This is a genomic window from Mycobacterium sp. C31M, assembly GCF_053345865.1.
On the sequence record NZ_JBKFAX010000014.1, the window covers coordinates 125,644 to 138,426 of the forward strand.

The following is a 12,783-nucleotide window of genomic DNA, read 5'->3' on the forward strand; positions in this document are numbered from 1 at the left end:
TGATGGCGTCCGTCGGCGCCCGGGTGTCCCTGCGTTACCGGTTGGCCGACTCGCTGACCGATGTGGTCGGGCATCTGGAGGCGCTCGACCCTGTCATCGTGGTGCGCACCAAATCCGGTGAGGTCGTCGAGATCGATCCCGCCGCGGTGGTGTCGGTGCGCGAACTGTCGCACGCTCCGGTGCGCAATTCCGAGATCCGCGCCCTGGAGCATGCCGCCGCGCTGGCCTGGCCGGGCACCGAACAGCAGTGGTGCGATGGCTGGCTGCTGCGCGCCGGTGGCGGTGCGACGAGCCGGGCCAATTCGGCGGTCCCGCTGCTGTTCTCCTCGTCCACCGATGCCCTGGGCGCCGTCATCGCGTGGTACGCCGACCGCGGCCTGGAACCCTGGCTGGCGCTCCCCGAACGCCTGCTGCCCATCACGGCGCCCGGGACCAAGCCGACCCGCATGCTGGTGTGCGACCTGTCCTCCGCCTCCGCCCCCGACGCCGCGCTGGCCGAACGCCCGTCGGACGACTGGCTGCGCACCTACCAACGCGACGTCCCCGCCGACATCCTGACCGCCGTCCTGGACGGCACCGTGACCTTCGCCTCGCTCGGTGACGACGCGGTGGGCCGCGGCGCGGTCACCACCGCCCCGGACGGCACCCGCTGGCTCGGCGTGTCGTGCGTGCGTGTCGCCGAGGAGTCGCGCCGCCGCGGTCTGGCCCGAACGATCTTCGCCGCGCTGGCCGCCTGGGGCGCCGACCAGGGCGCAACCCGCGCCTACGTCCAGGTGCTCGACGACAACACCGCCGCACTGGCGCTTTACCAGTCGTTGGGTTTGCGGCTGCATCATCGTCACCGCTACGTCCGCGCAGATAACCTCGTGCCCCATGCGTGAGTTACTCGATGCCAACCGCGAGGTGCAGGCCTCCCAGGCCCTGCGCCTGCTGGCGACATCGAATCTCGCCGTGTACGCCACCCTGATGGAGCGGCACCTGTTCGACGGCCTGGTCGGCGAAGCCGAACTGGTGGTCCGCCTGGAACGCGATCTGGAGGAAGTGCACGAGACCGGCGAACAGTCCGGGTTGGCGCTGATCAAGACCTGGGCCGCCCAGGGCTGGCTGCACCGCGTCGCTTCCGGGGAACGCAACGTCTGCTATCTCACCCAGGACGCCCGCCGGGCGCTGGACTTCGTGCGGGGCGTGCGGCGCAACGACACCATCGCCACCGGCGGCTCGATCAACGGCATCGCGTCGCGCCTCAAGCAGGTCGCCATCCGCTCCGGCGACGATCCCGACCGGATCCGGGCCGGAATCGAGGCCGAGATCGCCGTGTTGCATGCCGAACTCGACGAGCTCGACGCCGGTCTGCGACCGGAACCGGATGTCACGGCGATGTACGACGAGGCCCGCGCGATCGCCATGCAGATGGAACGGCTGATCACCGATATCGGCTTGTACGGCAACATGATCGAGCAGGCCACCGCCGCGCTCGACGACCCCATCGATACAAACGTCGAGTACCGCGACCGGCAGCGCCAGATGTACGCCGACTATCAGGCGGCCTGGGATTCGGCGGGCCGCGACTCGCACCGGGCGTTCCTGCGGATGATCAACGACCCGGACCAGCGCGCCGAATTCGAGGCCGATATCGCGACGGTGGCCTCGACACTGCCCGAACTCGACCCGGCGTTGCGTCGGGTGATGGCCGGCTTCTTTGAACTCGTCGGCCATCAGATCGACGAGGTGGAGCGCATCCAGCAGCGCTGCGCGCAGCGGGTCAAGCGGTTCACCGCGTTCGGCACGCTGGAACAGAGCCGCGGGGTGGCCCGTCAACTCAACGAGGCCATCGGCGCGGCACGCACGCTGCTCAAGGAGTCGCTGACCGACTCCCGGCTGGCCGTCGAGGTCCCGCTGGCCCGGCATGCCATCAGTTCGGTTGGGGCGCTGAGCTTCCGGATCAACGATCTGTCCAATCCCAAGCCCGCCGAGATCGCCGCCGGAGAGGTGGACCTGACCACCTTCTCCGCGCTGACCACCCAGGTTGATGCGCCGGCGTTGACCGAGATGCTCAATTCCGCTCTGCCGGTGTCTCTTCCGGATGCCTTGTCGATGCTCGACGCGCCGTATCTGGGCCACGTCATCGTGCTCTGGTCGTGGGCGTTGAAACAGCCGGCTCCGGCCGCACCGGAGTCGGTCACCGTGCGCTTCTGTTCGCTGGACGGCCATGACCGCGAGATGGAGGTCCCGCACCTGATGTTCACCGAGCCGATCACCGAGGTTGCGTCATGACCGAAACCGATATCGATTTCGCCTCTCTGCCCGAGGTGGACCGTTCCGGGCGCAGCACCGGCGGCACCCGCAAACCCCGCTTCGACGGTGATGTCTCGGCGCTGCCCGACCGCGCGTGCTGGGCGCTGCAGCACCTGCTGACCCGGCGCTACATCAGCAGCGAATCCGATCCCGACATCTACGCCTGGGTTCTGGAGTACCGGTCCGATCTCGCTGTCCGGCTCTCCGAACTGGATCTGCAACTGCAGATCGCCGAGCAGGTCGACATCGCCTATATCGAGCAGGCCCGCTACGAACCGACCAAGGGCGCCAAGCTGTTACGTCGGGAGCCGTTGGGCACCTACGACTCCATCCTGGCGCTGCACCTGGCTCAGATGATGCGTGCCGGTGGCGATCTCGGCTTCCTGATCACCCGTGACGAGATACACGGCCTGTTCGCCGGAGTGCTGAACGACACCGACCGCGACACCGTCACCTTCACCGCCCGTATCGATGCCGCGATCGCCCGGCTGGCCGGTCTGGACATCCTGCGGCGCACCCGCGACGACGAGGACTCCTACACCGTCTCCCCCGTCATCACCGCGATCATGACGGCATCGGTCATCACCGAACTGCAGCAACAGTTCGAACAGCTGCTGAGGGGTAACGACCAGTGAGCGAACAGTTCCACCTGTCCCGGCTGCAGGTCATCAACTGGGGGGTGTTCGACGGATACCACTCGATCCCGTTCACAGCCGGCGGCTCACTGATCGCCGGATCCTCCGGCAGCGGTAAATCCTCACTGCTGGATGCCATCTCACTGGGTTTCCTGCCGTTCAACCGGCGCAACTTCAACGCCTCCGGCGACAACACCGCGGCCGGGTCGAGTGCCGGGCGCCGCACCGTCGACAAGTACGTGCGCGGTGCCTGGGGCCAGCGCAGCGACGGTGGCACCAGCCAGGTGATGTATCTACGCGGTGACGGCACCACCTGGTCGGCGGTGGCGGTCAGTTACACCTCCGATACCGGCCGCACCATCACCGGCCTGGTGCTCAAGTGGCTGACCGGTGAATCCCGTTCCGATTCGTCGAGCCGGTTCGTGCTCGGTGACGGCGACCTGGACATCGAGGGTGTCTGCAACCGTTGGGCGGCAGGCCGTTTCGACAGCAAGGTGTTCACTGATAGCTGGCGGTTCTCCACCAAGGTCGAATCGCAGTATCTGGCCCAGCTGTACGCCTCGATCGGCATCCGGGCCTCCGAGGCCGCCCAGCAGCTGCTTGGCAAGGCGAAATCGCTCAAGAGCGTCGGCGGCCTGGAGCAGTTCGTCCGCGATTTCATGCTCGACGAGCCGGACAGCCTGGCCCGACTTCCAGAGGCGCTCAAGCAGATCGACCCGCTGGTCGAGGCGCGCGAACTGCTGGCCGTCGCGCAACGCAAGCGCAAGATCCTCGGCGATATCGAGGCCATCCAGGTCCGATACGCCTCGGAATCCTCTGATCTGGGCATCATCGACCTGGTCGACATGCCGATGGTGCGCGCCCACACCGATGCGCAGCGCGTGGCTCAGGCCCCGGCGCAGATCGAATCGCTGGACGGCACCATCGATCAGCTGGAGAACGAATACGCCGATATCACCCGGCAACTCAACCTGGCCAAGGCCGAGGGTGATGCGTTGAACGCCCAGATCAGCGGTGCGAGCGCGAATATCGGCCCGCTGCAGTCCCAGGTGGCGGCCGCCGACGCGCAGGCCGAGGAGGTCACCCGCCGGTACGCCGCCTACGCGGAGATGGTGACCGCGCACGGTGTCGAGGTTCCCGGGACCGCCGACGAGTTCTGGAATCTGCGCGAGGAGCTGTCCAAACAGGCCGCCGGGCTGGCGGTCCAGCTGGATCGCGGCCGGGAGTCGTCGACCGACGCCGAGTACGCCCAGAAGGCGGCCCGGATGGCCCGCGACCATGCCGCCAAGGAGCTCAAGCGCGTCGAGCAGGTCGGGTCGGCACTGCCGGAGTTCGCCGTCACCATGCGCGAACACATCTGCAGCACTTTGGGTATCGACCCGGCCGCACTGCCGTATGTCGCCGAGCTGATGGATCTGCGCCCCGAGGAGTCGCGCTGGCGGGCGGCCGCCGAGAAGGTGCTGCGTTCGGTGGGGCTGCGGCTGCTGGTCCCCGATCAGCACTACGCGAAGGTGTTGCGGTTCGTCAACGAGAACAACATGCGGGGGCGGCTGGCGCTGCACCATGTGCGGATCAACCCGCCCCAGCGCACCCCGGAGCCCAACACGCTGGCCGGCAAGCTGTTCATCGTCAACCCGGAAAATCCCTGCGCTGCAGAGGCTCTGGATATCCTGGCTGCCGCCGGTGACCATGTCTGCGTCGATACGCCGGACCTGTTCACCCGGTTCCGCCGCGCTGTCACCGATACCGGTCTGTACAAGGATTCCGATCGGCTGGCCATCAAGGACGACCGTCGGGCGCTGAAGCCCTCGGAGTACATCTACCAGGGTGACATCACCGCCAAGCTCGATGCGCTGACCGCCGAACTGGCCGAGGCCGAAGAGGTTTTCGCCACCGCCCGCACCGCGGCCGACGATATCGCCGCCGGCCGGCAGCGCTGGCGTGATCAGGCCGCGGCCTGCAAGGCGATCTGCGAGCAGTTCCCGCAGTGGAGCCATGTCGACACCGAGACCGCCGACGGGCACGCCGACCGGCTGCGCGAACAGTACGACCTGCTGATCGCCGACAATCCCGATGTCGAGGCGCTCAGCATCCGCGCCGAGGAATGCTGGAACGACATCCAGACGCTGATGACCCGACGCGGCGCCATCGCGACCCGCCGCGACGATCTGGACGGTCGGCGCACCCAACTGCTGGATCTGCAGGACCGGCTGGCACCGGCCGAGATCTCGGAGGCCGCGACCGACCTGCTGCGCCGCTATTCGGCGCAGATTCCCGTCACGCTGGAACTGCTCAACCCGGAACCACACCGCGAGGCGCTGTTCACCGCGATCCGACGCGAGCGGGACCGACTGACCGAGAGCCGCAGGCGATCTCACGACGAGCTGGCCCGCATCATCTCGACGTACGACACCTCGTTCCCGGACGCGATCCCCAACGATTCCGATGATCTCGATGAGCGGGTGCACGACTACGTGGCGGTGTGCCGACACATCGACGAGCGTGAGCTGCCCGATGCGTACGAGCGGATGATGCGGCTGATCACCGAACAGGCCCCCGACGCGATCCTCACCTTGCACCGGGTCGCCGAGCAGGAGGCCCGGCGGATCAGCGAGCAGATCGACCGAGTGAACACCGGCCTGGGCGCGGTGGAGTTCAACCGGGGTACCCGGCTGACGCTGCGGGCCACCCCGCGCAGCCTGACCGCGGTCTCGGAGTTGACCGATATCGTCAAGGCCATCTCGCGGCGCATCGCCGAGGTCGGCCTGGGCGACAAGAAGGCGATCCTGGAGCAGTACGCCGATATCCTGCGACTGCGGAACCGGTTGGCGGGCAACACTCCCGAGGACCGGGTGTGGACGCGCGACGCGCTCGACGTGCGCAACCGGTTCACCTTCGACTGCGCGGAATGGGATGTGCGCACCGAGGATCTGATCCGCACGCACAGCAATGCCGGCGACAACTCCGGCGGCGAGCAGGAGAAGCTGATGGCGTTCTGCTTGGCGGGCGCGCTGAGCTTCAACCTTGCGAACCCAGACAGCGGGGACAACAAACCGGTGTTCGCGCAGCTGATGCTCGACGAGGCATTCTCGAAATCCGATCCGCAGTTCGCCCAGCAGGCCCTGCAGGCGTTCCGCAAGTTCGGTTTCCAGCTCGTCATCGTCGCGACGGTGCAGAACGCCACCACGATCCAGCCCTATATCGACGGGGTGGTCATGGTGTCCAAGACCGAGGCCAGCGGCCGCAACGCCCGACCGGTCGCCCACGTCACCACCAAGACGATCAGTGATTTCACCGCGCTCAAGCGCGATCTCAAGGTCCCGGAGCCCGTCTGATGCGCATCGCCACCTGGAACGTCAACTCCATCCGGACCCGGGTGGACCGGGTCACCGATTGGCTGGCCCGTGCCGATGTGGATGTGCTGGCTATGCAAGAGACCAAGTGCACCGACGCCCAGTTCCCGACGATGCCGTTCGCGGCGCTGGGGTATGACGTCGCGCATGTCGGGCTGAATCAGTGGAACGGGGTCGCCATCGCCTCCCGCGTCGGGCTGGACGATGTCACCGTGGGATTCCCCGGCCAGCCCAGTTGGAACGATGTCGCCGAGGCCCGCGCGATCGGCGCCACGTGCAACGGTGTCCGGATCTGGAGCCTGTATATTCCCAATGGCCGCGCGCTGGCCGATCCGCATTATCCCTATAAGCTCGAATGGCTTGAAGCCCTGCGTGTCTCGGCGGCGTCGTGGCCAGGTCCGGTCGCGCTGACCGGCGACTGGAACATCGCCCCAACCGACGAGGACGTCTGGGATATGGAGGTCTTCTCTGACTCTACGCACGTGTCCGCACCGGAACGCGCGGCATTCCAGGCCATGCTCGACGCCGGCTTCACCGACGTCGTGCGCCCGTACACGCCCGGGCCCGGGGTGTACACCTACTGGGATTACACGCAGCTGCGGTTCCCCAAACGGCAGGGCATGCGCATCGATTTCATCCTGGGATCTCCCGAGTTCGCCACCCGGGTGACGCATGCCGAGATCGTGCGGGAGGAACGAAAAGGCAAGGCGCCCAGCGACCATGCCCCCGTACTGGTGGAGGTGTCCTGATGGAGTTGTTACCGAAGGTCGCGATCTCGGATGCCGACGTCGCCGAAACCCTGGGCCGGGCCGCAGGGTTGGCGGGCCTGATCCTCGACGTGCTGGCCGAGTTCGATCCGCTGGACATACGCGACCGGCTGGAGTTCCTGGACATCCCGGGCACCGATGCCTGGCATCAGAAGACCCGTGATGAGCGGATCAGTTGGTGGATCTGGCGGGTGGGGGCGTTGGACACCGTGGCGGTGGCCTGGCCCGGTGCGCTGGGTGCGTTGGCCGCTCGGCTGCCCATCCAGGACCTGCTGGGCTTCGCCTCGCAGGCGCTGATCCTGTGTGCGGTGGCCCGCGAGTACGGGGTGACCGATCGCACCACTGTGGCCCGACTGCTGGCGGCGGTGTTGTGCGAGCGGGATATCCCGGATCCGCCGCCGGCCGACGCCGACGAACCGTGGCCGGAGGGTGTCGTCCAGAAGCTGTGGCATTTGGCCGGGATCCTGAACTCTGTCGGGGACGAGTTGGCCAAGCGCCCGCGTCCGCGCGCGGTCTTCCGCTATATAGGCATGCTGCCGTTGTTGGGAGCGCTGTCCGCCTACGTGGGCGAGTACGGCGCGCTGCATCGGGCCGCCAAGGCGGGACGGCAGTGGCTCAGCGGGCCTTCACGCCCACAGTGATCAGATCGGAGACGGGCGTCCAGACCGGCCGCTTGACCCGGTGCTGATCGGCGACCTCGAACCCGGCGTCTTCGAAGAGTTTGCGCATGGCCTCCGGGGTCGGCGCGTGCGCCGGTGCGCCGAGGCCGGCAGAGATGGCGTGTAGCGGCGGGAACGCCTGGCGGGGGCTCATGGTCGTCACCGCGGCCATGCCGCCGGGTTGGAGGACGCGGTGGAACTCCGTCAGTGCGGCGGGCTGGTCGAAGAAGTGGAAGGCCGAGGTGGTGACGACGGCATCGAGAAACTCGTCGGTGAACGGCAGTTGTTCGGCGGGCGCGGACATCCAACGGATCTGGTCGGAGCGCTTGCGGGCCTGAGCCAGCATGCCGTCGGACATGTCCAGCCCGTAGACCTCGTCGGGCTGGAGTTCGCGCTGGATGCGGTCGGCCAGGATGCCGGTACCGCAGGCGATATCCGCGATCTGCCGGGCACCGCGCTGCCGGAGTTGGGCGATCACCTCGTCCTGGGCCGGCCGGTAGACCAGGCGCTGCAAGCAGCCCTGGTCGTATGCCGGCGCGGCGAAGCTCCAGAACTTGGTGATCGCGTCGTTGAAGGCCCGGCGTTGCGTCGTCACCGCCCCGAGTGTAGGCGCGGGTCAGGTCAGCAACTCCGGCTATCCGGGTGCACCTGCCGACCGCGGCCCGCTGCGGTCGGCTCCACGCGATCCTTTGTGTCCCTGGAAGCCCGGGCCGAAATCGCCGTCGTAGTTCACGATCTGTAGGCGGCCACCGAAGGGCAGCTCGATCGAGTCGTTGGCGAAGTCCCATGGGCTGGGGTTGGTGTCCAGAATCGTGCCGTCATCCTGCAGGATGTCGAACGGGCTCGGGTTGTCGATGTAGTCGAACGGAGCCGCCTGCGCTACCCCGGCCCCCGCCAGTGCACACACGGCAAATGCTCCGGAGATTGCCCCCACGATGGTTTTCTTCATTTTGCTGACCCCCCTGGAAAAAGATACTGACCAGCCAGACTGTACATCTTTTCCGTTCACCAATGATCATTATTTCCACTGCTCATGATCATTTCAGCCAGTTTTCGTTCTCATTTCAAGCTATTACGTTGCACTGTCAATCAACTTTCTTTACAGCGACTGTTAATGATCTTGAATATGCGGACAAAAGGCCATTCGGCGATTTGCAAAAGCAATTCTTAGCAAAGCTGCGCACCCATACGGACCAGCCACGATGAGCTCACCTCAAGTGACCGCCGTCACATCATCCACAAAGCGCTACGCCGCCGGCCTGATCGATCGGTGCGCACGAGCGGGCAAACTGTTGGCAAAACCTGCCACGCGACACGGCGCGCCAAGTCGGCCAGCATGTGCCCATCGGCGCCCAGCAGAGCTCGCCAGCTTCAACGCCGGCACCGCGGCGAGCGCGAAGACCAGCCCCGCCAACACGACATACAGGCTTGGTCCCGCGGTCAGTACTTCGCGGCCCACGAAGGTGAAGAACACCGATCCGAGAGCCGTCATCACCGAGACCAGTCCGGTGATCGTCCCGTGCCGCTCGGGCACCACGAGGCCGATTGCCAGGTTGTAGCCCGCCATGCGACAGCGCGTGGATGCCGCCGTCATGAGGGGCGAACTACCGGCGGTGGACAGCGGGTTCCTCGGCGAGCTGATCTCCGGTCCCGTTCACCTCATCATCGACCGGGGCGCCCAGCGGTTCACCCGTACCGATGCCGAGCCCGTCGTGAGCGTGGTACTGGCCGGGATCCGCAAGACCGGGGCGAAACAGGTCCCCGTCGATTAGGTGAGCTAGCCAATAGCGGCCGATACGACTGCGGCCCCGACCTTTTCGCTAGGCGAGCCAATCGACGGGGACGGCTGCGCGGCCCCGAACTTGTCGATTATCGAATGTATGTTCGATAAATGTACGACACGGGGTTGGATATCGAGGAAGAAGAGGACCGCGCCTGGCTGGCGGTCGAGAACATGGGCGCCGAGTCGCGGGAGGAGAACGCCTGCGGAGCACGCCGACTGTTCGCGATCGGCCAGCTCTACGAGGTGCGCTCTCCCGAGGACGACACCGAGAAACTGTGCTGGGCCATCGACGGGCACACCAGCCTGGTCGCCGAGGTCGCCACCGGCCTGGCGATCAGCCGCTGTCGCGCCGCGGCGCAGGTCAAGATGGCCATCGCGCTCTACACCCGACTGCCGCGGGTCTTACATGTCGCCAAGACCGGATTGCTTGACTACCGGATGCTGTCGACCATCGTCTCGCACACCTGCCTGATCGTCGACGACGAGATCATGGCGCGCGTCGACGACCGACTGGCCGAGTGTGTGCCCAAATGGGTGCGATTATCTGACCCGAAACTGGAGTCCCGGATCAACGGTGTGATCGCCGCCCAAGACCCCGACGCCGTGCGAATCCGTGAAGAGATCCGGGCCGAGCGGCACATCGGGTCCTGCCCCAACGGCGACGGCACCGCCGAGGTCTACGGCACCCTCGACGCCGCAGCCGTCGCAGCGATGGAGGCAGTATTGGAAGCGATGGCCGCCACCGTGTGTTCCGGCGACCCTCGCACCAAGAAACAGCTGCGGGCCGATGCGTTCCTGGCAGTGTTCGCCGGACAGGTCTGGACCTGTCAGTGCGACCAATCCGATTGCCCGGTCGAGCCTTTACCGCCGACCGGCACGACACCGCGCGCCAAACTGATCGTGCACGTCGTCGCCGACCGGGCGCGCACGACGGCGATAATGCCCGGCTACGGAATGATCACAGCCTCGGCATTACAGGCGCTGTGCACGCAGGGAACAGTCAGCGATGTCAGCATTCCCCCCGATTGCTGCGAAGGTCGACACGACCCCTCGACCAAGCTCGCCGAATTCGTGCGCACGCGTGATCTGACCTGCCGCTGGCCGGGCTGCGAGGTCTCGGCGTGGAACTGCGATATCGACCACACCGTGCCGTATCCCGCAGGTCCGACGCATCCGTCGAACCTGAAATGCCTATGCCGACTCCATCATTTGATCAAAACTTTCCTGCTCGGCTGGTCCGATGAGCAGTTGCCCGGTGGCACAATCGTCTGGACATCACCCACCGGGCACGTGTACACCACCGAACCCGAAGGCGGACACTGGTTCCCGGCATTGGGCGATCCGACCGGCGAACCAGGTTTGCAACCCGTCCCACCCGCGACCGCCGGCAGGTGCCTCAAAATGCCACTGCGGCAACGCTCCCGGAAGCAGAGCCGCCTTGATGCCGTCAACGCCGAACGCACGGCCAACGACCGCAGGCGCGAACAGGCCGAATTCGAGCAACAGGCCTGGCTGGAGGCGACCTACGAACCACCACCGTTCTGAGCACCCGCGCTGTACCGGCCTGCGCTGAACATCGACGCCACCGCCCCGATCAGCATCATCACCGCCGCGGCCAGGAACACGACTGTCAGCCCGGAATGGAAGGGTTCGGTGATCAATTCGGGAAAGAAGGTCTTGCCGGTCAACACCTCGGCGTTGACGGCCGGGTTCTCCAGCACACCCGACGGCCCGAGCAGTTCGTCGATCGGGTTGTAGCCCAGAAACGCGGCGAACAGGCTGCCCACCGGCGGCATATTGGCCACTTCATGGGCCACCGACGCCGGAACACCCTGCGCCTGCAGCCCACTGCTCATCGCAGACGGCAGCGAGTTGGCCAAACCGACGATCATCAGCGAGAAGAAGATGCCGATGGAAAGCGAGGACCCGGCGTTGAAAAAGGTCGCCCGCACACCCGAGGCGGCGCCACGCTGCGACGCGGGCACGCTCGACATGATGGCCGCGGTATTGGGTGCAGTGAAGATGCCACCACCGAGTCCGTTCAGGAAGACCAGCAGCGCGAAGATCCAGTAGTCGAAGTTGACCGGGATCATCAGCAGGGCAACGAAAGACAGTGCCATCAGCAGCATGCCGCCGACGGTCAACGGCCGGGCACCGAACCGGTCGGCCAGTGTTCCGGCCAGCGGCGCGGCCACCAGGAAGCCGACCGTCACCGGCAACAGATAAATACCCGCCCACAGCGGTGTCGACTCGAAGCTGTAGCCGTGCAACGGCAGCCAGATGCCCTGCAACCAGATGATGAGCATGAACTGCAACCCGCCACGCCCCACCGAGGACATCAGCCCGGCGAGGTTACCCATCCCGAATGCCGCCGAGCGGAACAACCGGATGTCCACCATCGGTTGGTCGACCCGCAGCTCGATCAGGCAGAACGCCACCAGGATCGCCAGCCCGGCAATGATCGATCCGAGCACCCAGGGATTCGTCCACCCGGTGCTCGAATCACCATGCGGCTGAATGCCATAGGTGATGCCGATCAGCAGCACGGTCAGGCCGACACCGAAGGTCAGGGTGCCGGCCCAGTCCAGCCGGCCCGGCGTGCGCACCCCGAGCTCGACCAGTGACCGCACACTCCAGATGGTGCCCAGCACACCGATCGGCACCCCCACCCAGAAGATGGCCTGCCAATGCCATTCGGACAGGAAGCCACCGATCAGCAACCCCAGGAACGAGCCCGCCACGGCGGCCACCATGTTCACCCCGAGCGCCATCCCCCGCTGGTTCGCCGGGAAGGCATCGGTCAGGATCGCCGAGGACGAGGCCATCAGCATGGCGCCGCCGATGCCCTGGATCACCCGCCAGCCGATCAGCCAGATCGCCCCACCGTCGAGGTGGAACGGGTCGAAGGACAGCGCCACTGCGGCGACGGTGAACACCACGAACCCGAGGTTGTAGATACGCACCCGACCGAACATGTCGCCGAGTCGGCCGAACGGCACCACCAGCACGGCGGTCACCACCAGATACCCCATCAGCATCCACAGCAGATAGCTGATATTGCCGCTGTCCAGCGGGTTCAGCCCGATACCGCGGAAGATCGCCGGCAGCGAGATCAATACGATGGACGCGTTGATCGACGCCAGCAGGATGCCCAGGGTGGTGTTCGAAAGGACGACCCACTTGTAGAACGGGTGGTCGTGATCCATCCGCCGGCGGCGGCCGTCGGTCACGACAGAACTCACGTCGACATCAGTAGCCATGAAATCTCCGAATCGGTAAAAGCATATGTTA

The 12,783-nt window shown here is 66.0% G+C and carries 12 protein-coding genes; 8 read left to right on the plus strand and 4 right to left on the minus strand.

The window, feature by feature from the left end; genetic code table 11:
- Positions 1-2 precede the first annotated feature (2 nt).
- The 6 genes from ACLBYA_RS21370 to ACLBYA_RS21395 are packed head-to-tail and all read left to right on the plus strand — an operon-like array spanning position 3 to position 7,691.
- Complete coding sequence (locus ACLBYA_RS21370) at positions 3-881, plus strand: N-acetylglutamate synthase, CG3035 family (RefSeq protein WP_447711444.1); 879 nt, start codon at positions 3-5, stop codon at positions 879-881.
- Positions 874-2,274, plus strand: coding sequence for a DUF3375 domain-containing protein (locus ACLBYA_RS21375; protein WP_447711445.1), 1,401 nt, complete (start codon positions 874-876; stop codon positions 2,272-2,274). Before ACLBYA_RS21370 ends, ACLBYA_RS21375 begins: the two co-directional genes overlap by 8 nt.
- Entirely contained in the window at positions 2,271-2,930 is a 660-nt protein-coding gene (locus tag ACLBYA_RS21380) for a DUF4194 domain-containing protein (RefSeq protein ID WP_447711446.1), read from the plus strand. The genes ACLBYA_RS21375 and ACLBYA_RS21380 overlap by 4 nt, the downstream gene beginning before the upstream one ends.
- Positions 2,927-6,265, plus strand: a complete 3,339-nt coding sequence (locus tag ACLBYA_RS21385; protein WP_447711447.1) for an ATP-binding protein — start codon at positions 2,927-2,929, stop codon at positions 6,263-6,265. The genes ACLBYA_RS21380 and ACLBYA_RS21385 overlap by 4 nt, the downstream gene beginning before the upstream one ends.
- Positions 6,265-7,032, plus strand: coding sequence for an exodeoxyribonuclease III (locus ACLBYA_RS21390; protein WP_447711448.1), 768 nt, complete (start codon positions 6,265-6,267; stop codon positions 7,030-7,032). The genes ACLBYA_RS21385 and ACLBYA_RS21390 overlap by 1 nt, the downstream gene beginning before the upstream one ends.
- Positions 7,032-7,691: a hypothetical protein gene (locus ACLBYA_RS21395; protein WP_447711449.1), complete on the plus strand. Its 660-nt coding sequence runs from the start codon at positions 7,032-7,034 to the stop codon at positions 7,689-7,691. The genes ACLBYA_RS21390 and ACLBYA_RS21395 overlap by 1 nt, the downstream gene beginning before the upstream one ends.
- On the opposite strand, the gene ACLBYA_RS21400 is transcribed toward ACLBYA_RS21395, so the two are convergent.
- The 3 genes from ACLBYA_RS21400 to ACLBYA_RS21410 form a co-directional block, all read right to left on the minus strand.
- On the minus strand, positions 7,666-8,304 hold the full coding sequence (locus ACLBYA_RS21400) for a class I SAM-dependent methyltransferase (RefSeq protein WP_447711450.1): 639 nt from the start codon (positions 8,302-8,304) through the stop codon (positions 7,666-7,668). The genes ACLBYA_RS21395 and ACLBYA_RS21400 overlap by 26 nt on opposite strands.
- Before the next feature lie 39 nt (positions 8,305-8,343).
- Positions 8,344-8,658 carry a hypothetical protein gene (locus ACLBYA_RS21405; protein ID WP_447711451.1) on the minus strand — a complete coding sequence of 105 codons (315 nt, stop codon included), beginning with the start codon at positions 8,656-8,658 and terminating at the stop codon, positions 8,344-8,346.
- 297 nt (positions 8,659-8,955) lie between these two features.
- On the minus strand, positions 8,956-9,276 hold the full coding sequence (locus ACLBYA_RS21410; protein WP_447711452.1) for a hypothetical protein: 321 nt from the start codon (positions 9,274-9,276) through the stop codon (positions 8,956-8,958).
- Between ACLBYA_RS21410 and ACLBYA_RS21415 the strand changes: the two genes are divergently transcribed.
- Together ACLBYA_RS21415 and ACLBYA_RS21420 are read left to right on the plus strand one after the other, a co-directional pair.
- Entirely contained in the window at positions 9,275-9,481 is a 207-nt protein-coding gene (locus ACLBYA_RS21415) for a hypothetical protein (protein WP_447711453.1), read from the plus strand. The genes ACLBYA_RS21410 and ACLBYA_RS21415 overlap by 2 nt on opposite strands.
- Positions 9,482-9,600: 119 nt before the next feature.
- Positions 9,601-11,037, plus strand: a complete 1,437-nt coding sequence (locus tag ACLBYA_RS21420; protein ID WP_447711454.1) for a DUF222 domain-containing protein — start codon at positions 9,601-9,603, stop codon at positions 11,035-11,037.
- Here ACLBYA_RS21420 and ACLBYA_RS21425 read toward each other — a convergent pair.
- Positions 11,016-12,752, minus strand: a complete 1,737-nt coding sequence (locus ACLBYA_RS21425) for an MFS transporter (RefSeq protein WP_447711455.1) — start codon at positions 12,750-12,752, stop codon at positions 11,016-11,018. The genes ACLBYA_RS21420 and ACLBYA_RS21425 overlap by 22 nt on opposite strands.
- Positions 12,753-12,783 lie beyond the last annotated feature (31 nt).